Genomic DNA, 21,512 nt, shown 5'->3' on the forward strand with positions numbered 1-21,512 from the left:
TTTGAAGAATGAGTGTTACCACAGAAGCCATGTTACAGACCACGCCGGGTAAGACAGACGGTAGTTTGAGTTGTGATGTTAAATCACATTACCGGAACTTGCTGCGCAGGCGGCTGATGATGATGTCAGCGGTCATCGTCATTATTCTCTGTACTGTGCTGCTGGATTTCACGATGGGACCTTCCGGGCTCTCTCTTGAGGCGCTGTGGCAGACTCTGGTATCGCCGGAAAGTGTCTCTGCGGGAACCCGTGTGATTGTCTGGGATATCCGTCTGCCATATGCCCTGATGGCGGTGGTGGTCGGTATGTCCCTCGGTCTTGCCGGTGCTGAAATGCAGACCATTCTCAATAACCCGCTGGCAAGCCCGTTTACCCTCGGGGTATCCAGCGCTGCATCATTTGGTGCTGCGCTGGCGATAGTCCTCGGTCTGGGTATTCCGGGCGTGCCGGATCAATGGCTGGTTTCAGCTAACGCTTTCGTGTTTGCACTGCTCTCTGCAATGATGCTTGACGTCATCACCCGCTGGACGCGCGTGGCAACCTCCGGTGTGGTGCTGTTTGGTATCGCAATGGTCTTTACCTTTAATGCTCTGGTGTCCATGATGCAATTTATTGCCACGGAAGATACCTTACAGGGACTGGTGTTCTGGACAATGGGCAGCCTGGCGCGTGCCACCTGGATTAAACTGGGCGTGATGGTGCTGGCTTTTGCCATATTGCTGCCGATTTCCATGAGTAACTCCTGGAAACTGACGGCGCTGCGCCTGGGTGAAGATCGCGCGGTTAGTTTTGGTATTAATGTGCGCCGTCTGCGTCTCGGGACATTATTGCGCATCAGTATTCTGACTGCACTGGCGGTGGCATTTGTCGGACCGATTGCGTTTATCGGTCTGGTCGCTCCCCATATTGCGCGGATGATGTTTGGTGAAGATCACCGCTTCTATTTACCGGCAAGTGCGCTAATAGGGGCGCTGGTGTTATCGATGGCATCGATTGCCTCGAAAAACCTGATCCCGGGCGTCATTATTCCGGTCGGTATCGTTACATCACTGGTAGGTGTGCCGTTCTTCCTGAGCATGATCCTGCGTCATAAAGGGAACATGTAAAATGGATATCAACGCACTATCTGCCAATGGATTACAAATCAATGGTTTTTACGCGGGTTATCCTAAACGTAAAATCATTGAAAACCTGAATGTGGCACCCTTGCCGCGCGGAAAAATCACCGTACTGCTCGGACCGAACGGCAGTGGTAAATCCACACTGCTGCGCGCAATGGCCGGGCTGAATAAAGCCACCGGTGAGTTGCTGCTCGACGGGCATGACCTGACCATGATGAATTTTGCACAGCGTGCAAAACAGGTGGTTTATCTGCCGCAGACATTACCGGCAGGTGTGCATCTGCATGTGCTGGAGTCCGTGATTGTGGCACAGCGCGCATCCGGCGGGGTATCAGACAGTGACAGTGAAAATGATGTCATGTCTTTGCTGTCACAATTAGGTATTGAACATCTGGCGCTGCATTATCTGGATCAATTATCCGGCGGGCAGAAACAATTGGTCGGGCTGGCACAATCCTTAATCCGCAAGCCGTCATTATTATTACTGGATGAACCATTGAGTGCGCTGGATTTAAATTATCAATATCATGTGATGGATTTAGTTAAACGTGAAACACAACGGCGGAATATTATAACGGTTGTGGTGGTTCATGATATTAATATTGCATTGCGTCATGGTGATCATATATTAATGCTGAAAGACGGCAATTTAATTGCGGAAGGTGAACCGGAAGCGGTTATTACCCCGGATAGTCTGGCAAGGGTTTATGGTGTGCGCGGGCGTATAGAGCACTGCACACAGGCTGTTCCGCATGTGGTGATTGATGGTCTGGTGCCGAGGGCTGAGGCGTCACTGTTATAATAAACCGAATGGTAATGTAATTTTTCTTTTTTCCTGCGAAAGTTATTTTCGCAGGAAAGTATAATCTCAGGTGTTATTCAGACTGTGTCGGTCTGATATTGTTGTGTTATTTTCTGTATAAATATAATTAACCTTATTAAAGGTAATAAAATAATTATTAATGTCGGAAACGGCAGGGTAATTATTATTAAAATAAAGGGATATATACCCAACGTCATTCAAGATGCAGGAAGGCGGCAAGGGAAGACAGCCGGAGAGCATACATAAGTATGTGACCCGGCTGGCTGAGTGCGGCCAACGAACCTGCGGTTTGAATGAATAAGGGTATAAAGCCCTCAGAGCAAATGTCGATTGTCCATAAATAAATATTTCTTTCTTGGAGAATCAAAAATAATGGTTATTTTTTCAAAACGAAAAGTGGCGTTAGGTGTTATCGCAGCACTCACTGCACAGGTATCCGCAGTACAGGCAGCCGCTAAAGAGGATGTGATTGTGGTGACCACCGCATCCGGCTTTCAGCAGAAAATAGAAGATGCCGCAGCCACCATTTCCGTGGTGTCACGTGAAGAGCTGGAAGGCAAAGCTTACCGTGATGTCACTGATGCGCTGAAAGATGTGCCGGGTGTGGTGGTTACCGGTGGCGGGAGCTCTTCTGACATCAGTATTCGCGGGATGGATCCGAAATACACCATGATCCTCGTTGATGGCAAGCGCGTTGCCAGCCGCGAAACACGTCCTAATAGTGATAACTCCGGTATTGAACAGGGATGGTTGCCGCCGCTCACTGCGATTGAACGCATTGAAGTGGTACGCGGCCCGATGTCGTCACTGTATGGCTCGGATGCCATGGGCGGGGTTATCAATATTATCACGCGTAAAGCACAGGGTGAGTGGCACACCAGTATCCGGACTGATGCGACCATTACAGAAAGCAAAAACAGTGGTAATACCGGGCAGGGTAGTGTTTTCGCCGCTGGTCCGCTGATCGATAACCTGCTGAGCATGAAAGTGAATGGTCAGTATTCCCATCGTGGTGAAGATAATTTTTCAAACGGATTTAACCGCCAGATAATGACCAGCGGCGGCGGTACGCTGACACTGACACCGGATGAGCAGAACAGTATTGATTTCGATTTCAAAAAAGATAACCAGCACCGCGATTCACGCTGGGAAAAGAGCGCCTCAGAATCAAGCAAGAAGAAAAAATCCAGCGGCTTCAGTAAATATGAAATGATGCAATACGCGCTGACCCATGATGGTCAGTATGACTGGGGCAGTATGAACAGCTATGTTCAGCGCAACGAAACCAAAAACCCCGGTCGTGATATGGAATATTACGACACCATTGCGCGTAATCAGACAGTAGTGCCTCTGGGTGACCATATGATAAGCCTCGGCGGTCAGTATCGTTTTGAAGAGCTGAAAGATAAGGGCAATAAGCTGACGGGTAATAAGCTGGAACGTTACAGTTGGGCGCTGTTTGCGGAAGATGACTGGGCGCTGACCAATGATTTCACGCTGACCGGCGGCCTGCGTATGGATGAGGATGAAAACTTCGGCACGCATTGGACACCGCGTGTTTACGGCGTCTGGCATCTTGATGAAAGCTGGTCAGTCAAAGGCGGCGTCTCAACGGGCTACCGTTCACCGGATCTGCGCCAGGCGACAGCCTCCTGGGGACAGGCAACCGGCGGCGGTAACTCGAATGCTGTTATCTTTGGTAACCCGGAGCTGAAACCGGAGAAAACCGTTACTGAAGAAATCAGTGTGATGTGGAACAATCAGGATAACCTCAATATGAGCCTGACGGTCTTTAACACTGACTTTAAAGATAAGATCACGGAAATCCGCCGTTGTGGTACAGGAACGGATAAAACGTGTACCGAAAAAGATCCGGATGGCAATGCTTACATTTTCGTCAGTGACCGTATCAATGTCGACAAAGCCAATATGCGCGGCGTTGAAGCGATAATGAACTGGGAAATGACAGACACACTGTCATTATCAGCAAACTATACCTTCACAGATTCCGAGCAAAAAAGCGGTAAATTCAAAGGTAAAGCGCTGAACAAAACCCCTAAACATATGGCTAATGCGACACTTGACTGGGATACCACGCAGGATGTGAAAAGCTGGAGCCGGGTTAACTTCCGCGGTAAAACGTCTGATTACCTGTCACGCACCAATATGGCGTCGGGAACCGGTTCTTATGCAACAGTCGATATCGGCGGCAGCTATCAGATGAGTAAAGACCTGAATTTTGTGGCGGGCGTGTATAACGTGCTGGATCGCCGCATTGATATGGATGATTACGGCGCAACTTTAGATGGCCGTCGTTATAATATTGGTATGAATTATAATTTCTGATGTATACCCTTATTCATTCAAACCGCAGGTTAGTTGGCGGCGTTCAGCCAGCCGCCTTCCTGCATCCTGAATGACGTTGGGTAGGGTTGTCAGTTATTACTGAGTACAACAACACGGTTTCCCTTGCGGAGCCGTGTTTTTTTATGGCGTCAGTATGACTGAAAAATACGATATCAACCGGATTTTTTAACGTTTTTGCTATAAATTTTCAAAGTTTCGTCACAGAAATTCTGTGAATAAAACGCTATATAAAAAAATTGCCTGATAAAGGCGATCAAGGCTTGAAATTTATGACGGGGGGGTGCAAAATGCGCCATCCAAAAAAACAACTGATGCATTTATCCGCATCGGTTTTTTTTTTGCACTAAAAAACTGTCATTGACAAAAAGGGGCCGCAAGGCCGGATAACTATTACGAATTTTACCGGGTTGTAAACCCCGGATCTGAGGATGCGATAAATGGCGCACTTTTCTACTTTTGCACCTGTGCCTATCGGCGCCGGCTGCTGCTGCAACGACGACTACGGAGCCAAATGCTCCCGTACAGCACTTCCAACCCCTTCTTTCTTCACTGCCTACAGGCAGATGCGAAGTCTTCCCGGTAACACGCCATCTGATAGTAGTATCAGTATGATTGTCGGTGTTACGGGGGGATTCGCTCATGTCAGATAATATCGCCCTCAATATTGGCCGCAATCGTACTGGTGCCAATAACCGCGTTCAACTCGCAAAAACACTGACTCTCGTCCAGGTTGTCATGATGGGGCTTGCCTATCTGCAGCCGATGACTATCTTTGATACTTTCGGGATCGTGTCAGAAATTACCAGCGGTCATGTCGCGACGTCTTATGCTATCGCACTGACAGCCATTCTTTTTACTGCGCTGAGTTACGGCAAACTGGTCAAACGGTTCCCGTCCGCAGGCTCTGCGTATACCTATGCCCAGAAATCCATGAGTCCGCATATCGGCTTTATGGTGGGTTGGTCATCTCTGCTGGACTATCTGTTCATGCCGATGATCAATATTCTGCTGGCAAAAATTTATCTTCAGGCTATTTTCCCGGAATGCCCGACATGGGTCTTTGTCGGCGGACTGGTCTTCCTGATGACATTATTCAATCTGCGCGGCATTAATGTTGTGGCAAACCTCAACACCGTGATTGTTGTGGTTCAGGTTGCGGTCATGATCATCTTTGTCGGCTTGCTTGTCCGTGGCGTGTCCGGTGGTGAAGGTGCAGGTTCACTGCTCTCATTCCGTCCGTTTGCCTCCATAGATGCCGAGCTTATTCCGATGATAAGCGGGGCGACGATACTGTGCTTCTCCTTCCTGGGATTTGACGGTATCAGTTCCCTGTCCGAAGAAACACCAAATGCCGGTAAAGTTATTCCGAAAGCGATTTTCCTGACTGCGCTGATTGGCGGTCTGATCTTTATCGCAGTGTCATACTTCCTGCAACTCTATTTCCCGGATGTATCGCGCTTTACCAACCCGGAAGAATCACAGCCTGAAATCATGTATATGGTTGCCGGTGCATTCTTCCAGTCCATCATTCTGGTTTTCTCTTGTGTGACGGTACTGGCTTCCGGTATGGCAGCACAGGCAGGGGTATCGCGTCTGATGTATGTAATGGGGCGTGATGGCGTGTTCCCGGAGAAATTCTTCGGCTATGTTCACCCGCAATGGCGGACACCGGCACTGAATGTGCTGCTGGTCGGCGTGCTGGCGCTGAGTGCAGTCTGGTTTGATCTGGTCACGGCGACCGCGCTGATTAACTTTGGTGCGCTGGTGGCATTCACCTTTGTGAACCTGTCTGTGATTTCTCAGTTCTGGGTTCGTGAGCGCCGCAATAAAACGCTGGCTGATCATGTTAATTATCTGATCCTGCCGGTTATTGGTGCTGCGACAGTAACCGTGCTCTGGTTCAATCTCGATGCTAAATCGATGGAATTAGGGCTGAGCTGGGGCGCATTGGGTCTTGTCTATATGTTATGGCTGACCCGCCGTTTCCGTCGTCCGATGCCGCAGATGCCCGAACAGTAAATTTTAAGCTGTTCCTTGCGTATAAACGGCGCACAGTGTGATTCTGTGCGCCGTTTTTTTATGTATACCCTTATTTACTCAAACTGCAGGTTCGCTGGCTGTATCCGGAATTATTCAGAGTATAATATGACAGATTAACATGCTGAAATAACAGAATAAAAACAGAAACAGAGGGATGCAGATGTACATTGAACACAGTCTTATGGCGGACTATTTTTATGCGGGGCTGGCGCTGTTAGTGATCGCGTCATTTATTGCCGGTTATATTGATTCAATTGCCGGCGGTGCCGGGCTGATTTTAATTCCTGCATTTATGCTGACCGGCCTGCCGCCGCATATGGCGCTGGGTCAGGAAAAACTGGTCAGTTCTTTTGGTACGCTTGCCGCTATTACTAATTTTATTAAAAATAAATCGATTTACTGGCAAATTATTCCGGCGGGGATTGTTTCATCATTTCTCGGGGCATGGGTCGGTGCAAAAGCAATAATTTACCTGCCCGCTGAAACGATAACCTACATTATCATTTGTATGTTGCCACTCGGGTTACTGGCGGCGTTCTTTAAAGGCCGGCTCGGGCGCGGGCAGCAGGACAGTGCGGTAAGAAAATCTGTCTGGCTGGTTTTTTTCACCTGTTTTATTGTCGGGTTTTATGATGGCTTTTTCGGACCCGGCACCGGCAGTATTTTCATTATCTGCCTCTTTCTGATCAATAACCTCGATTTACTGAAATCCTCCGCGACATCCAAAATCTTTAATTTAGCCTCTAATATCGGCGGATTAGTTGCCTTTATTATGGCAGGCCACATTGCCTTTCTTATCAGCATCCCGATGATCGCGGCGAGTCTGCTCGGCAACCATCTGGGCAGCCAGCATGCTATCCGCACTAACGGGGAAATTGTCCGTAAGATCCTAATCCTGACGGTCGGGATCATGATGCTGACGCTGCTTATCAATTTGTTCAGATGACAATAAAATAGTGGCAAACCTGTTAAATTTGTTAAAAATAGCGTTTGTATTACAAATGATATAAGAGGCATAATCACTGAACGTACAATAATTAATCTGACAGGGGAAGAACCATGAACGACAGCCGCGAGCCTGACAACAAACAGCTCATTCAGGTGATGACGGATATTGTGAGTCACAAGCACATTCTGACCGAGCCGCATAAAACGGAGCGCTACCGTAAAGGCTTTCGTTCCGGTGAAGGCAGTGCGCTGGCAGTGGTTTTCCCCGGATCTTTATATGAACTGTGGCAGGTATTTAAGGCCATCGTTGAGGCAGATAAAATTGTGATTATGCAGGCCGCGAATACCGGTCTGACAGAAGGCTCCACACCAAGCGGCGAAGATTATGACCGCGATATTGTTATTATCAGTACACTGCGTCTGGATAAAATTCAGGTACTGTCAAAACAGCAGCAGGTCGTCGCATTGCCGGGCAGCACATTGTGGCACCTGGAAAAAGTACTGAAACCGCTGGGGCGTGAGCCGCACTCCGTGATTGGTTCTTCCTGTATCGGGGCTTCTGTGGTCGGCGGAATTTGCAATAACTCAGGCGGTTCGCTGGTTCAGCGCGGACCCGCTTATACCGAGCTGGCATTGTACGGACGTGTCAGTGCAGACGGTAAAGCCGAATTAGTTAATCACCTTGGTATTGAATTAGGGTCATCACCGGAGGTGATATTAAACTGCCTGGAAAACCGGCAGTACGGCGATGATGATATTGAAAGCACGGATAAACCGGCATCTGATCCTGATTATCAGCAGCGCATCCGAGATGTGGATGCAGATACACCTTCACGTTTTAATGCCGATGAGCGGCGCCTGTTTGAAGCCTCCGGGTGTGCCGGGAAGCTGGTGGTGTTTGCTGTGCGTCTTGATACGTTCCCGTCACAGGGCGAAAGCAAGGTGTTTTATATCGGTACTAATACACCGGACGTGCTGGAAGATATCCGCCGCCATATTCTTGCGGATTTCACTCATCTGCCGGTTGCCGGGGAATATATGCACCGCGAATGTTATGACATCGCGAAAGTGTACGGTAAAGACAGCTTCCTGATGATTGATAAACTCGGTACAGATAAAATGCCGAAACTGTTTACCATTAAAGGGCGGATGGATGCGGTATGTAATAAAATTCCGTTCTTACCTGAGCACTTTATTGACAGAGCAATGCAGATACTGAGCCACTTGTGGCCGAACCATCTGCCGCGGCGGATGGAAGAGTATCATGAGAAATACGAACACCATCTGATGCTGAAAATGTCAGGGGATGGCATTGATGAAGCGCGTCAGTGGCTGAGCGGATTTTTTGATTCAGCAGACGGTGCTTTTTTTGAATGTGATGCGAAAGAGGGCGCAGATGCCTTTTTGCACCGCTTTGTGGCAGCCGGTGCGGCTATCCGCTATCACGCGGTGAACAGTCAGAAAGTGGAAGATATTCTGGCGCTGGATATTGCATTGCGACGCAATGACCGCGTATGGCTGGAACAACTGCCGCCGGAAATTGAAGATAAGCTGGTGCATAAATTGTATTACGGACACTTTTTATGCCATGTTTTTCATCAGGATTATATTGTGAAGAAAGGGGTTGATCCGCATGCGCTGAAAGAAGAGATGCTTAAAATTCTTAATGCACGCGGCGCAGAATACCCGGCAGAGCACAATGTTGGTCATATCTATAAAGCCAAACCACAATTAAGAGCATTCTATAAAGCAACGGACCCGACCAATACCATGAACCCGGGGCTTGGGAAAACCAGCAAACTAAAATACTGGGGTGAAGGGCATGAAGGGTGCGGCTGCGGGGATAGTAAGCCGTAACAGGGTTTATCAGGCGCTATCTGTCCGGTTGCGGTTATGTGACCGGATTTTTTGTCACTACTGCGTATAAATCGGTAATGTTAATGTGGGTATAATTTCACTATAATCGGCTTTTCTTCTTGTTTATTGGTTATTATGTTTAAGAGACTCAAGAATGCGTTTGGCAAAACGGCTCCTGTAAAATGCCATAAATCGGTGGTTCTTCACAATCTCAGTTCTGATGAGCGGGCGCTGATTGTTTATATTCTGAATGCCCGTGAGGAGAATGTCAGCATCGGCATTAAACACAGCAGTGCGGATTCACTGATAACGAAAGGGGTGCTGAAAGAAACCGGACGGGATCAGGAAAGCCGTACACGGACGGTGATAGTTTGCCCTAAATATAAAGAATCTCTGTGCCGGGTATTTTATACCGGGCAAAAACACTGAGTATTGAACCGCCGGATTGTTTATACCCAACGTCATTCGGGATGCAGGCGGAAGATAGATGGGGAGCATACACAAGTATGTGACCCGGCTATCCTCGTTCCGCCAACGAACCTGCAGTTTGAATGAATAAGGGTATATTTATTATTCAGCCAGGTGCTGTGCGTACTGCACCAGTTTTTTCAGCAGCTCACTTTTCTGTTCATCATGCTGATATTCCTGCATCATTTCCCCAATTCGTGCAAAATAGCGGGTCAAATTCTCCTGATTAAACACTTCACGGCGATGTGCCAGCCAGCGCTGTTGCTCGCTTTCGTCCAGCGTTCCCGGAAAATTGCGGGCGCGGTAACGGAATAACAGTTCCGGCAGACGCGCATCCTGATATGACAGTGCCAGCGCCGGAAGATTTTTCGGATCAGTTTCGCGAATAATTGTCATAGCGGCTTTATCAGCATCACTGAAAAATCCCTGATAAATCATACGATCCACATCATTTCCTGCCGGGTATTCCCGCGCGACCGCAAATACGGCAACCACTTTTTCCCGGATTTCCGGATGCTGTAAAAGCAATTGCGCATTACGGGCACAGGTGTCTTTATCCAGCCCGATTCTCTGTGCATCCTGCGGGCGAAGGGTATTTTCCGGTGCCAGGATCGGACACTTATTGATATGAACAAGTTTGAGCGGCACCGGGGATTCACCCGGTGGCAGTTCATCGCGCCGGGTATACAGGCGTTCGCGCAGTGTAGCGGCATCCAGTGTCAGCAGCGGCGTCAGGTCACCGGCGAGGTCACACATAATCACTGCGTTGCGGTTATCCGGATGCCATGCCAGCGGTGCGACCAGGCTGGTATTTGACCGGATTGCACCAAACATACCGGATACATGCACCAGCGGGGTCATTGCCGGAATATCAATCAGGGCAGAGAGTTTGCGTTTATCCCGCAGCGCCAGGAAATAATCAAACAGGCGCGGCTGTGCGCCTCTGAGCTGTTTTGCCATAGCGATAGTGGCATATACATCTGCCATCGCGTCGTGCGCGTTCTCATGGGCTATGCCGTTTGCTTTGGTCAGGTGTTCGAGTTTAAAGCTTGGCAAACCTTCATCATTCTCCGGCCAGTTTGTCCCTTCCGGACGCAGGGCATAGCAGGCGCGGGTGATATCAATCAGATCCCAGCGGGAATTATGGTTCATCCAGCTGTAAGCGTAGGGATCGTAAAAATTGCGGTAAAAAATATTACGGGTGACTTCATCATCAAAACGAATACTGTTGTAACCCAGAATGCAGGTATCGGGTTGTGTGAACGTGTCATGGATGAGTTTGGCAAACTGCGCTTCACTCACACCCTTTTGCAGCGCTTCCTGTGGTGTTATCCCGGTTATCATGACGGCAACCGGATCCGGCAGGTAATCATCAGCTGGTGCGCAATAAGCAATCACCGGCTCAGCGATAATATTAAATTCACTGTCAGTGCGGACACCGGCAAACTGTGCCGGACGGTCACCGGCGGGATCTTGTCCGAAGGTTTCATAGTCGTGGAAGAAAAATTGTGCAGAAGACACTGTTTACACCCGCTGTCTGATTCATTATGGGCTACAGGGTAGCAAATCAGAGCGAAATTACCAATTTCAACAGATGTTCATGGTGCATTAAAGCCCGGCAGGTAACAAGACGTGATTGCGTATAATAAGGGGATATTTTGCGGATATCGCACCAGCTGAAACAATTCCGCTGATAAATACGCTACACTGAATAAAACCGGATAAAATCGGCAGAATCACTTGTCGGCAGCCGTGGTTAACCTGTATTGTTTAATAAATCACATTTCAGATATGACTAAGGGTAGAATAATGGACAACACAACCAAGCCTTCCTTTCACAATGTCCTGGAGTTCGTTCGTATGTTTCGCCGTAAAAATAAGATACTGCGTGAAATAACTGACAACGAAAAGAAAATCCGTGATAACCAGAAACGTGTGCTTCTGCTTGATAACCTGAGTGAATACATTAAGCCGGGAATGTCCATTGACGATATTCAGGCCATCATCGCAAATATGCGGGGTGACTATGAAGATCGCGTGGATGAGTACATTATTAAAAATGCTGATTTATCAAGAGAGCGTCGTGAAATCTCAAAAGAATTGAAAGCGATGGGCGATATTAAAGATATTAAGTAATCGCTCAATCCTGATAGTGGAAACCGTGAATAATGATATATTCGCGGTTTTTTTTTGCCTGAAAATCAGGATAAAAAAATGGCTCCCGGGGGAGCCATTTAACTGTCTGATTAATAAATCAAAGCATTGTTTTTGTTGCGCCGGAAGAGGCGTGATTTGTCGCGGCATGAGCACCGGCGCCATGCGCCTGATAATCTTCACGCGCTTCACGCTGATATTCCACAATGGTAAATGCTTCACCGGCAGCAGCCGGAGCCGGAGCTTTTGTCATCCCGGAAGAAGCATGACGACCAGCCTGCACCGCAACCTCAACAGCGGCTGTTTCAGTTACCTGAGGTGCAGCAGCAATTGCCTGCACAACGTGGGTTTCTGCGACCGCAGTGTGCTCAGTTACATCAGAAACGGTGTCTTTCACCATCGTCACCACGACTTGCGCCACATCAGCAATCACCGGTGCAACAGCGACAGACTCGGTAACCACCGGCTCAGTGATAACAGGCTCAGCAATAACTGGTTCGGCAATAACCTGCTCAGCAACAACAGCTTCTGAGGCAACAGTCAGTGTGAACTGCTCTGCCACAACCGTTGTTCCTGCCACATTCGCAACAATATCAGTCACAACCGGTGCGATGATTGCGGTTTCAGTCACAGGTGCAGTGGTATTAACCGCATCTGTGGTATCGACCTGAATATCTTCGACAGGGACAAATTCTGCAGCAGGTGTTACCACCGGATATTGGATCCATACTTTACCGGATGCAAGCTCAGGGGAGAACACAGCCATTTCCAGCGGAACCGGCGACTGAGTCAGCTGACGGTCTTCGCGGTAACGGCGGCGGCGCTGACCACTCACACGCAGATGGCGCGGAGAGCGACGGGAGCGGCGCGGCAGCATATTATCAGTGTGTGCTTCATCACCGGCAGCATCCGCAGAGACAGGGGCTTCAGTTTCAACCGTCTGTGCAACAACAGGTGCAGGTGCAGCATCGATAACTGCCGGCGTTACAGCAACAACAGGTGCGACAGGTGCAACGGATGTCACACTATCAATGATACGGACAGAGCAGGTTAACTGACGGCGTGTACGACGCGTACGAACCTGAGTCGGTGCATCATCATCTTCGGTATTGCCGTCACTGTTGAGTGCATCCTGATCTTCCTGCTGGGCGAGAAGTACTTTTTCATCCTGCGGTTGGGTGCGTTTCTCATCCTGACGGCGGCGCTGACGCTCTGCACGCTGATCACGGCGTAACTGCTGCTGTGCTTCGCGGGCGGCCAGTGCTTCCGGTGTCAGTTCTTCTTCCGGCGTGTTCTGGTTGCGCGGTTTGCGTGGCTCATTTACCGTATCGCGATCACGCTTGTTACGGGATTCACCTGCGGCGCGTTCCGGACGGTCAGGGCGCTCTGTACGCTCCGGACTACCCGCACGTTCAGTGCGCTCCCCGCGTTCAGGACGGTCACCATTACGATCACGGCGGTTACGACGCTGTTTGTTACGATCGTTACCACCACGGCGGTTATTATCGTTACCTTGTGTTGTCTCTTTCTGAGCAGGGGCTTCTACGGCTGCAACCGGTTCAGATCCGAACAGTTTTTTGAAGAAACGGCTGAAGAACCCGCCTTCGGAAGATGCAATTGCTTTATCTTCCTGACGATTATCGCGCTTAATTTCCTGTTTACGGGAAGGGGCTGACTGTGTCGGCACCGGCGCATCAGAGGTAATTTCAAACGCATTGATTGCCGGTTGTTCCGGCTCACGGCGCTCAGGTGTCTCTTCTTCTTCAACGGCTGCGGCTTCGGCTTCGTATTTCTCCGGTAAGCGATAGCTCAGTGTACCGATTTCTTCGCCATTACGGACGCGGACGACACTGAAGTGCGGCGTTTCCATGTGGTTGTTCGGTACAATAATGACACTGACACCGGCCTGACGGGTTTCAATCGCACTGACTGCCTGACGTTTTTCATTCAGCAGATAAGAGGCAACCGGAACCGGCACGATGGCATGAACCTGATGGGTATTTTCTTTCAGTGCTTCTTCTTCAATCAGACGCAGAATAGAGAGCGCCAGCGATTCATTATCACGCACTGTTCCGGTTCCGCTGCATCGCGGGCACACATGATGGCTTGACTCACCCAGTGACGGGCTGAGACGCTGACGGGACATTTCCAGTAAACCGAAACGGGAAATACGGCCGATCTGAATACGGGCGCGATCCTGACGAACGGCTTCGCGCATCCGGTTTTCAACTTCACGCTGATTGCGGACAGGGGTCATATCGATAAAATCGATGACAATCAGACCGCCGAGGTCACGCAGACGCAGCTGACGGGCAATTTCATCCGCTGCTTCGAGGTTGGTGTTAAAGGCAGTTTCTTCGATATCACCACCGCGCGTTGAGCGGGAGGAGTTAATATCAATGGCGGTCAGGGCTTCGGTGGTATCGATAACAATAGCACCGCCTGACGGCAGGCGGACTTCACGCTGGAAAGCGGATTCAATCTGCGATTCAATCTGGTAATGGCTGAACAGAGGTACTTCGCCCTGGTACAGCTTAATTTTACTGACGAAATCAGCACGACCGATAGCCGTGATGTGTTTGCGCGCCAGTTCCAGAACTTTAGGATTATCGATGAGGATTTCACCGATGTCCGGGCGCAGATAATCACGGAACGCACGGACGATAACATTGCTTTCCTGATGGATAAGGAAAGGCGCCGGACGGCTTTCGGATACTGCTTTGATAGCCTCCCAGTGCTTGACGCGGTATTCCAGATCCCATCTCAGGGAGTCAGCGGATTTACCCACACCGGCAGTACGGACGATAAGCCCCATACCTTCAGGAATATCCAGCGCGGAAAGCGCTTCTTTCAGCTCAGTACGATCATCACCTTCGATGCGGCGGGAAATTCCCCCCGCACGCGGGTTATTCGGCATTAAAACCAGATAGCTCCCGGCCAGGCTGATAAAGGTGGTGAGTGCTGCACCTTTATTACCGCGCTCTTCTTTATCGACCTGAACAATGACTTCCTGACCTTCTCTCAGGACATCTTTGATATTAGGACGACCGGATGCGTGGTAATTAGCGGGAAAATACTCGCGGGCAATTTCTTTGATAGGAAGAAAACCGTGACGCTCTGCGCCATAGTCAACAAAAGCAGCTTCTAAACTCGGTTCAATACGGGTGATTTTCCCTTTATAGATGTTTGCTTTTTTTTGTTCGTGACCGGGACTTTCGATATCCAGATCATACAGCCGTTGCCCGTCGACGAGGGCAACACGCAACTCTTCCTGCTGAGTTGCGTTGATTAACATTCTTTTCATTATAAGTTACTCAATTTTTTCATTTAGTTAGTGCGCTGCGGGCAATCTTGTTGCTACCGGAACCGATGACCTCGTGGCTTTTACCGCACCGTCAGCCTCACGGCTGTCGATCGTATAGAGGTGCAAATTGTGTCGGTGAGGTTCAGTCTTATTCTGAAATTCTCTTTGCCGGCAGAAAATCACGTCTATACGTGATACCGGCCCGGTAAGCTGCAACCCGCAGCCCGCTGATTATCTGACCGGAAATAACGTCTTATGCCATTGCAGCGTTTTCATCGGTCAGACAAATATAAAATTTCTGTTTTGCCAATATCGGCGTATGCATTATTCCATTGCTGACGTGGTGATAGCAAGGCGACATTGCATGTTTTAATCAAAATTGTGCAGAAATTTGTTAATGGCGTTAATCTTTGGTCTTTTCCTTAAAAAAATGGGAAAATAACCGTGTAAAACATTGACGCACATTTGCCGCCTGTTTCACCGGAGTAATACCGGGTGACGGTGCAACAGTTCAGAGGATAGCCCCCCGTTTCATGAAAACTGATAATTTAGCCGTTCATTTCGTTGTTGTAACCGATGATGAAGCCGGACAACGTATTGATAATTTTCTGCTCGCCCGCCTGAAAGGGGTGCCGAAAAGCATGATTTACCGCATTATCCGCAAAGGCGAAGTGCGGGTGAACAAGGGCCGGATAAAACCGGAATATAAACTGGCGGAAGGTGACAGTGTCCGTATCCCGCCGGTGCGTGTGGCAGAATCAAATGTCGCACCTGTGTCGGCAAAGCTGGATAAAGTCGCGGTACTGGCAGATTGCGTTATCTATGAAGACGACCATATCCTGGTTATCAACAAACCGGCAGGTACCGCCGTTCACGGCGGCAGTGGTCTGAGTTTCGGTGTGATTGAAGCCATGCGTGCGCTGCGACCTGATGCCCGGTTCCTGGAACTGGTGCATCGTCTTGACCGCGATACTTCCGGGATACTGCTTATTGCGAAGAAGCGCTCCGCATTGCGCGCGCTCCATGAGCAATTGCGTCTGAAACAAATGCAGAAAGATTATCTGGCGCTGGTGCGCGGACAGTGGCAGTCGTCGGTTAAGTCTGTTCAGGCGCCGTTGCTCAAAAATATTCTGCAAAGCGGTGAACGTGTGGTGAAAGTTAATGCAGAAGGAAAACCATCAGAAACCCGCTTTAAGGTGGAAGAACGTTTTGAGCATGCGACATTGGTGAAAGCAAGCCCGGTTACGGGGCGGACACATCAGATTCGCGTACATACGCTGCACACGGGACACCCGATTGCCTTTGATAACCGTTACGGCGACAGCCAGTTTGATGAGCAACTGAAAGGTACAGGGCTTAACCGCCTGTTTCTGCATGCAGCAGCACTCGCGTTCACGCATCCGGCAACCGGGGAGACTATGCACCTTCAGGCGCCAATCGATCCGAAGCTGCGCCATTGCCTGACAATACTGCGCGGTAAGCAGGAAAAATAAAATCAGCCGGCAGTGTTTGCCGGTGAATCGTGATAACGGGCGGGCAAATATTCGCTGTTGCCTGTCCCGGTCCGTTATCGCGGCTGTATTAACCGGAACTCCGGTTCTGACAGTCTACTGCGCAGGGACACCAATGATGTCGGTTGTGCAGCTCTGTGCAATCTCACCAATCACCTGAGAATCCTGCTCTGACAGTTTCTGTCCTTTGCGGATCTGGTCATCAAGCTTAGTCAGTCCTTTGGTGCCGAATTTTGCTTCCGCTTTGTCGTACACACATTCGCATACTTCCGGAACTTTACTGCGGTTATCCGGGTTTTTCAGATTGGCAATGGCCTCCTTCGAACAGTTAGCAACAAATGTTGTTTTGTCAGCCAGTGAAGGCGATGCAGCAAAACCGGCGGCACTGAATAGCAGGGCTGCTGTTGCTACAGCGGTCATTTTCCATTTCATGTCAAATCCTTAACAGTCAGAGAATACCCCGGAAACAGGATTTACCGGGAGATCCGTAATGGGTGAGATCCGGCCTGTATTAATAATTGCGTCAGGCGGATCAAGGGTAATCCTACCAGCGTATTAGGGTCATCTCCCTGTAGTTTTTTAAATAAGGCGATTCCTAATCCTTCTGATTTAAAGCTTCCTGCGCACTGATAAGGTGTTTCTGCGAGCAGATAAGCCCGGATTTCATCATCATCCAGTGTACGGAAATGAACATAGTAAGGTTCACATAATGTGTGATCGCGGCCGGTGGCGCTGTTATACAGGCAAAGCCCGGTGTAAAACGTAATACACTGACCGGAGGCTTTGCTCAATTGTGCAAAGGCCGCGTCATAATGATGCGGTTTTCCGGTTATTTCGCCGTCCAGTACGCACACCTGGTCGGAGCCGATAATTAAACTGTCGGGGTGTGCTGACGCCAGCGCGCGGGCTTTTTCACGGGCAAGGCGCATAACCAGTGCCTGTGGCTGTTCGCCGGGTTCAGGTGTCTCATCAATGTCCGGAGAGCCGGTTACAAACGGGATGCCGAGCTTCTCCAGCAGGGCTTTGCGGTAAGGTGATGTTGAGGCTAAAACCAGTGATGTCATAAATATCCCGGAAAAACGTGGTAAAAGTAATGGACTCATTCTAAACTATGCGCCGCTTATTGAGTGTATTTTTAGCGGGAAGGGCAGATTATCGCCTTTTTTGCTTTCTATATTTTCTTTGACTAAATCGTCTTACAAATATAAGATGCGCGCCTTATGCAAAAGATAAAATTACCTCTGACCATTGATGCAAAACGTACCGCGCAGAAGCGACTGGATTACCAGGGGTGTTATACACCTGAGCAGGTTACGCGGTTAGCGGAATCAGTGGCCAGTGTGGACAGCGATGTTGATGTTGATTTGCGGTTTGAAATCGATCCTCAGCGTCTGGCAGTAATTAAGGGAACAGCAGATGTTGATGTTTCACTTGAGTGCCAGCGTTGTGGTAACATCTTCCCGCTTCATGTCCACGCAACGTATTGTTTCAGCCCTGTCACCAGTGATGAAAAGGCTGAGGCATTACCGGAAGAGTATGAGCCAATTGACGTAAATGATTTTGGTGAAACAGATTTACTGGCAATGATTGAAGATGAGTTAATTCTGTCTTTGCCCGTGGTTCCGGTACATGAATCTGAACACTGTGAAGTGTCCGACGCGGAGAAAGTTTTTGGTAAACTTCCAGAGGAAGTTGAAAAGCCGAATCCTTTTGCCGCATTAGCCAGCTTAAAGAAAAGTAATTAAGGAGTAAGGTCAATGGCCGTACAACAAAATAAACCAACTCGCTCTAAACGTGGTATGCGTCGCTCTCATGACGCTCTGTCAGTAACTCTGGTTTCTGTTGACAAAACCTCAGGTGAAACTCATCTTCGTCACCATGTGACCGCTGATGGTTACTACCGTGGTCGCAAGGTAATCAACAAGTAATCTGCTGCCTTCGGGCACGTTGATATCTTGACTAATCTAACCATTGCGTTAGATGCCATGGGCGGGGACATTGGCCCCCGCGTCACAGTGCCTGCCTCGTTGCAGGCACTGGCATCTAATCCGCAGCTCACCTTACTATTGGTCGGGCACCCTGATTCTATCTCTCCTCTGCTTGCACACCAGGATGCTGAGCTACTCAGTCGTCTGCGGGTGATCCCTGCTTATCAGACTGTCGCAAATGATGCAAAACCATCTCAGGCTATCCGCCAGAGTAAAGGGACATCAATGCGTATTGCGCTTGAACTGGTGAAAGACGGGGAGGCAGGGGCGTGCGTCAGTGCCGGCAATACCGGTGCGCTGATGGGACTGGCGAAACTGATGCTCAAATCCATTGATGGTATTGAGCGACCCGCACTGATGACTGTTGTGCCGAATCAGCTGAAAACGAAAACCGTTTTGCTGGATTTAGGTGCAAACCCGCAATGCAGCAGTGCGATGCTGGTACAGTTTGCTGTGATGGGATCGGTGATGGCTGAAGATATTGCGGGGATCAAAAACCCGCGGGTCGCGCTTCTCAATATCGGGGAAGAAGAGACCAAAGGGCCGGACACTATCCGCGAAGCCGCCGCTGTTTTAAAAGAAATGCCGGAAATCAACTATATTGGTTATGCAGAGGGCAATGAACTGCTGACCGGTAAAACGGATGTTCTGGTGTGTGACGGCTTCGCGGGTAATGTTACCCTCAAAACAATGGAAGGGGTTATACGTGTGATCCTTTCTATGTTTAAATCGCAGAATGAAGGCAAATCTTCATCCCGGTTGTATAAAATTGTTAAGAAAGTCGTGAAGAAAGTGGTCACCAAATGGCTGAATAAACGTTTCAGTCACCTGAACCCCGACCAGTATAACGGTGCTTCTCTGTTAGGATTACGTGGTATTGTGATTAAAAGTCATGGTGCCGCGAATATAAATGCATTCAACGCAGCTATCGCACTTGCGGTACAGACGGTTGAAAAGCAAGTCCCTGAACGGATAGCTGCACGTCTCGCTATGGCATCATCCAAGAGTAATTAACTACTATGTATACAAAAATATTAGGAACCGGGAGCTATCTTCCTGCGCAGATCCGTTCTAATGCAGATCTGGAAAAAATGGTCGACACATCTGATGAATGGATTGTTTCCCGTACAGGTATCCGCGAGCGCCGTCTGGCCGGCGATGATGAAACCGTTGTCACAATGGGTCACCAGGCCGCGCTGAATGCACTGGATATGGCCGGAATTCCGGTAAATGATATTGATCTTATCGTTGTGGGCACCACTTCATCAACACATGGCTTCCCGAGTGCGGCCTGTGAAATTCAGCATCTGCTGGGTATTGATACCTGCATTTCATTTGATGTGGCAGCGGCCTGCGCCGGTTTCAGCTACGCCATCAGCGTAGTTGATCAGTTTATTAAAACCGGTATGGCGAAAAAAGCGCTGGTGATTGGCTCAGATGTGCTGGCAAAAACACTGGACCCGCAGGATCGCGGAACGGTTATCCTTTTTGGTGATGGTGCAGGTGCATTTGTGGTGGAAGCCTCAGAAGAGCCGGGCATTTTATCCACCCATTTACATGCTGACGGCCGTTACGGCGACTTGCTGACATTACCGAATAAAGATCGCAAAGATAGTGAGAAACCTGCGTACCTGACAATGGCAGGTAACGAAGTGTTCCGTGTGGCGGTTCGCGAACTGGCGAATGTAGTGGAAGAAGCACTGACAGCTAATAATATTGATAAATCAGAATTAGACTGGCTGGTGCCGCATCAGGCAAATCTGCGTATTATTACGGCGACCGCGAAAAAATTAAACATGGGCATGGATAAAGTGGTTGTGACGCTTGATCGTCACGGAAACACATCCGCTGCCTCTGTTCCGACAGCCTTTGATGAAGCCGTCCGTGACGGGCGCATTAAACGCGGTCAGCTGATTCTGATTGAGGCCTTCGGCGGCGGTTTTGCCTGGGGTTCTGCTCTAATTCGTTTTTAATTTTTCAGGAAGATAATTCATGTCTGTATACGCAATGGTATTTCCCGGTCAGGGCTCTCAGTCTGTGGGTATGCTGGCTGAACTGGCTGCACACTTTCCGGTCGTTCAGGCAACATTTGCCGAAGCATCAGCTGAACTGGGCTATGATTTATGGGCACTCGTGCAGAACGGGCCTGAAGATGAACTGAATAAAACCTGGCAGACGCAGCCTGCACTGTTAGCAGCCTCTGTTGCTGTCTGGCGTGTCTGGCAGGAAAATAACGGCGCGATGCCGGCACTGATGGCGGGTCACAGCTTAGGTGAATATTCCGCGCTGGTGTGTGCCGGGGTGATTGATTTTAAAGAAGCCATCAAACTGGTCGAATTACGCGGACGCCTGATGCAGGAAGCGGTCCCGGCCGGGGTCGGCGCAATGTACGCGATCATCGGCCTGGATAATGACGCCATTGCCAGCGCGTGTGAAGAAGCGGCTCAGGGGCAGGTTGTTTCCCCGGTTAACTTTAACTCACCGGGACAGGTTGTTATCGCCGGTGAAAAAGACGCAGTTGAACGTGCTGCTGCATTATGTAAAGAAGCCGGTGCAAAACGTGCGCTGCCATTATCGGTCAGTGTACCGTCACATTGTGCATTAATGCAGCCCGCTGCTGAAAAATTAGCCGTTGCGCTAAAAAATATCACATTTAATTCACCAAACTTTTCGGTTGTGAACAATGTTGATGTTAAGATAGAGACATCCGCCGACGCAATTCGTGATGCATTAGTCCGTCAGCTTTTCAATCCGGTCCGCTGGACAGAAACTGTTGAGTTTATGTCCGCACAGGATGTTGAAGATCTGCTGGAAGCAGGCCCGGGTAAAGTTCTGACAGGACTGACCAAGCGTATTGTGAAAACATTAACATCATCCGCTGTCAATGATATGGCATCATTAACGACAGCTCTTGAAAATCGCTGAGGCTGA

Annotated in this window: 18 protein-coding genes; 14 read left to right on the forward strand and 4 right to left on the reverse strand. The window is 49.3% G+C overall.

What is annotated here, in order from left to right:
• Window positions 1–8 precede the first annotated feature (8 nt).
• The 7 genes from ACMHKJ_RS08910 (at window position 9) to ACMHKJ_RS08940 (ending at window position 9,585) form a co-directional block, all read left to right on the forward strand.
• A complete protein-coding gene (locus tag ACMHKJ_RS08910; protein ID WP_413493230.1) occupies window positions 9–1,106 on the forward strand; it encodes a FecCD family ABC transporter permease in 1,098 nt (365 codons plus the stop codon).
• A 1-nt stretch (window position 1,107) separates the two neighbouring features.
• Window positions 1,108–1,923 carry an ABC transporter ATP-binding protein gene (locus ACMHKJ_RS08915; RefSeq protein WP_413493232.1) on the forward strand — a complete coding sequence of 272 codons (816 nt, stop codon included), beginning with the start codon at window positions 1,108–1,110 and terminating at the stop codon, window positions 1,921–1,923.
• A gap of 393 nt (window positions 1,924–2,316) precedes the next feature.
• On the forward strand, window positions 2,317–4,290 hold the full coding sequence (locus ACMHKJ_RS08920; RefSeq protein ID WP_413493234.1) for a ligand-gated channel protein: 1,974 nt from the start codon (window positions 2,317–2,319) through the stop codon (window positions 4,288–4,290).
• A gap of 660 nt (window positions 4,291–4,950) precedes the next feature.
• The gene (locus ACMHKJ_RS08925; RefSeq protein ID WP_413493236.1) at window positions 4,951–6,330 is read left to right on the forward strand and encodes an APC family permease; all 1,380 of its coding nucleotides are present in this window, start codon (window positions 4,951–4,953) and stop codon (window positions 6,328–6,330) included.
• A gap of 181 nt (window positions 6,331–6,511) precedes the next feature.
• Window positions 6,512–7,297 (forward strand): sulfite exporter TauE/SafE family protein, encoded by a 786-nt coding sequence (locus ACMHKJ_RS08930; protein ID WP_413493237.1) that lies wholly within the window; start codon window positions 6,512–6,514, stop codon window positions 7,295–7,297.
• 113 nt (window positions 7,298–7,410) lie between these two features.
• Window positions 7,411–9,156: a D-lactate dehydrogenase gene (dld, locus tag ACMHKJ_RS08935; protein WP_413493239.1), complete on the forward strand. Its 1,746-nt coding sequence runs from the start codon at window positions 7,411–7,413 to the stop codon at window positions 9,154–9,156.
• 135 nt (window positions 9,157–9,291) lie between these two features.
• A complete protein-coding gene (locus ACMHKJ_RS08940) occupies window positions 9,292–9,585 on the forward strand; it encodes a hypothetical protein (protein ID WP_067361083.1) in 294 nt (97 codons plus the stop codon).
• A 141-nt stretch (window positions 9,586–9,726) separates the two neighbouring features.
• On the opposite strand, the gene sbcB is transcribed toward ACMHKJ_RS08940, so the two are convergent.
• Entirely contained in the window at window positions 9,727–11,145 is a 1,419-nt protein-coding gene (gene sbcB / locus ACMHKJ_RS08945; protein WP_413493240.1) for an exodeoxyribonuclease I, read from the reverse strand.
• A gap of 288 nt (window positions 11,146–11,433) precedes the next feature.
• On the opposite strand from sbcB, the gene tmaR reads away from it, so the two are divergent.
• Window positions 11,434–11,760, forward strand: coding sequence for a PTS system regulator TmaR (gene tmaR / locus ACMHKJ_RS08950; protein WP_067361089.1), 327 nt, complete (start codon window positions 11,434–11,436; stop codon window positions 11,758–11,760).
• Window positions 11,761–11,878: 118 nt separating this feature from the next.
• Here tmaR and rne read toward each other — a convergent pair whose 3' ends face one another.
• Window positions 11,879–15,082: a ribonuclease E gene (gene rne / locus ACMHKJ_RS08955; RefSeq protein ID WP_413493242.1), complete on the reverse strand. Its 3,204-nt coding sequence runs from the start codon at window positions 15,080–15,082 to the stop codon at window positions 11,879–11,881.
• A gap of 533 nt (window positions 15,083–15,615) precedes the next feature.
• On the opposite strand from rne, the gene rluC reads away from it, so the two are divergent.
• Entirely contained in the window at window positions 15,616–16,575 is a 960-nt protein-coding gene (rluC, locus tag ACMHKJ_RS08960; RefSeq protein WP_413493245.1) for a 23S rRNA pseudouridine(955/2504/2580) synthase RluC, read from the forward strand.
• A gap of 114 nt (window positions 16,576–16,689) precedes the next feature.
• Here rluC and ACMHKJ_RS08965 read toward each other — a convergent pair whose 3' ends face one another.
• Together ACMHKJ_RS08965 and ACMHKJ_RS08970 are read right to left on the reverse strand one after the other, a co-directional pair.
• Complete coding sequence (locus ACMHKJ_RS08965) at window positions 16,690–17,025, reverse strand: hypothetical protein (protein WP_413493247.1); 336 nt, start codon at window positions 17,023–17,025, stop codon at window positions 16,690–16,692.
• A gap of 41 nt (window positions 17,026–17,066) precedes the next feature.
• Window positions 17,067–17,657: a Maf family protein gene (locus tag ACMHKJ_RS08970; protein WP_413493249.1), complete on the reverse strand. Its 591-nt coding sequence runs from the start codon at window positions 17,655–17,657 to the stop codon at window positions 17,067–17,069.
• Between the two features lie 156 nt (window positions 17,658–17,813).
• On the opposite strand from ACMHKJ_RS08970, the gene yceD reads away from it, so the two are divergent.
• The 5 genes from yceD to fabD are packed head-to-tail and all read left to right on the forward strand — an operon-like array spanning window position 17,814 to window position 21,506.
• Window positions 17,814–18,338, forward strand: coding sequence for a 23S rRNA accumulation protein YceD (yceD, locus tag ACMHKJ_RS08975; protein WP_067361101.1), 525 nt, complete (start codon window positions 17,814–17,816; stop codon window positions 18,336–18,338).
• 12 nt (window positions 18,339–18,350) lie between these two features.
• A complete protein-coding gene (rpmF, locus tag ACMHKJ_RS08980; RefSeq protein WP_074401108.1) occupies window positions 18,351–18,521 on the forward strand; it encodes a 50S ribosomal protein L32 in 171 nt (56 codons plus the stop codon).
• A gap of 27 nt (window positions 18,522–18,548) precedes the next feature.
• On the forward strand, window positions 18,549–19,595 hold the full coding sequence (plsX, locus tag ACMHKJ_RS08985) for a phosphate acyltransferase PlsX (RefSeq protein WP_413493251.1): 1,047 nt from the start codon (window positions 18,549–18,551) through the stop codon (window positions 19,593–19,595).
• Window positions 19,596–19,600: 5 nt separating this feature from the next.
• Window positions 19,601–20,554, forward strand: coding sequence for a beta-ketoacyl-ACP synthase III (locus ACMHKJ_RS08990; RefSeq protein ID WP_067361107.1), 954 nt, complete (start codon window positions 19,601–19,603; stop codon window positions 20,552–20,554).
• A gap of 19 nt (window positions 20,555–20,573) precedes the next feature.
• Entirely contained in the window at window positions 20,574–21,506 is a 933-nt protein-coding gene (gene fabD / locus ACMHKJ_RS08995) for an ACP S-malonyltransferase (protein ID WP_413493253.1), read from the forward strand.
• The last annotated feature ends 6 nt before the right edge of the window (window positions 21,507–21,512 follow it).

Origin of the sequence: Morganella psychrotolerans, assembly GCF_965118875.1 — a bacterium.
In the GTDB taxonomy this organism is placed as follows: domain Bacteria; phylum Pseudomonadota; class Gammaproteobacteria; order Enterobacterales; family Enterobacteriaceae; genus Morganella; species Morganella psychrotolerans_C.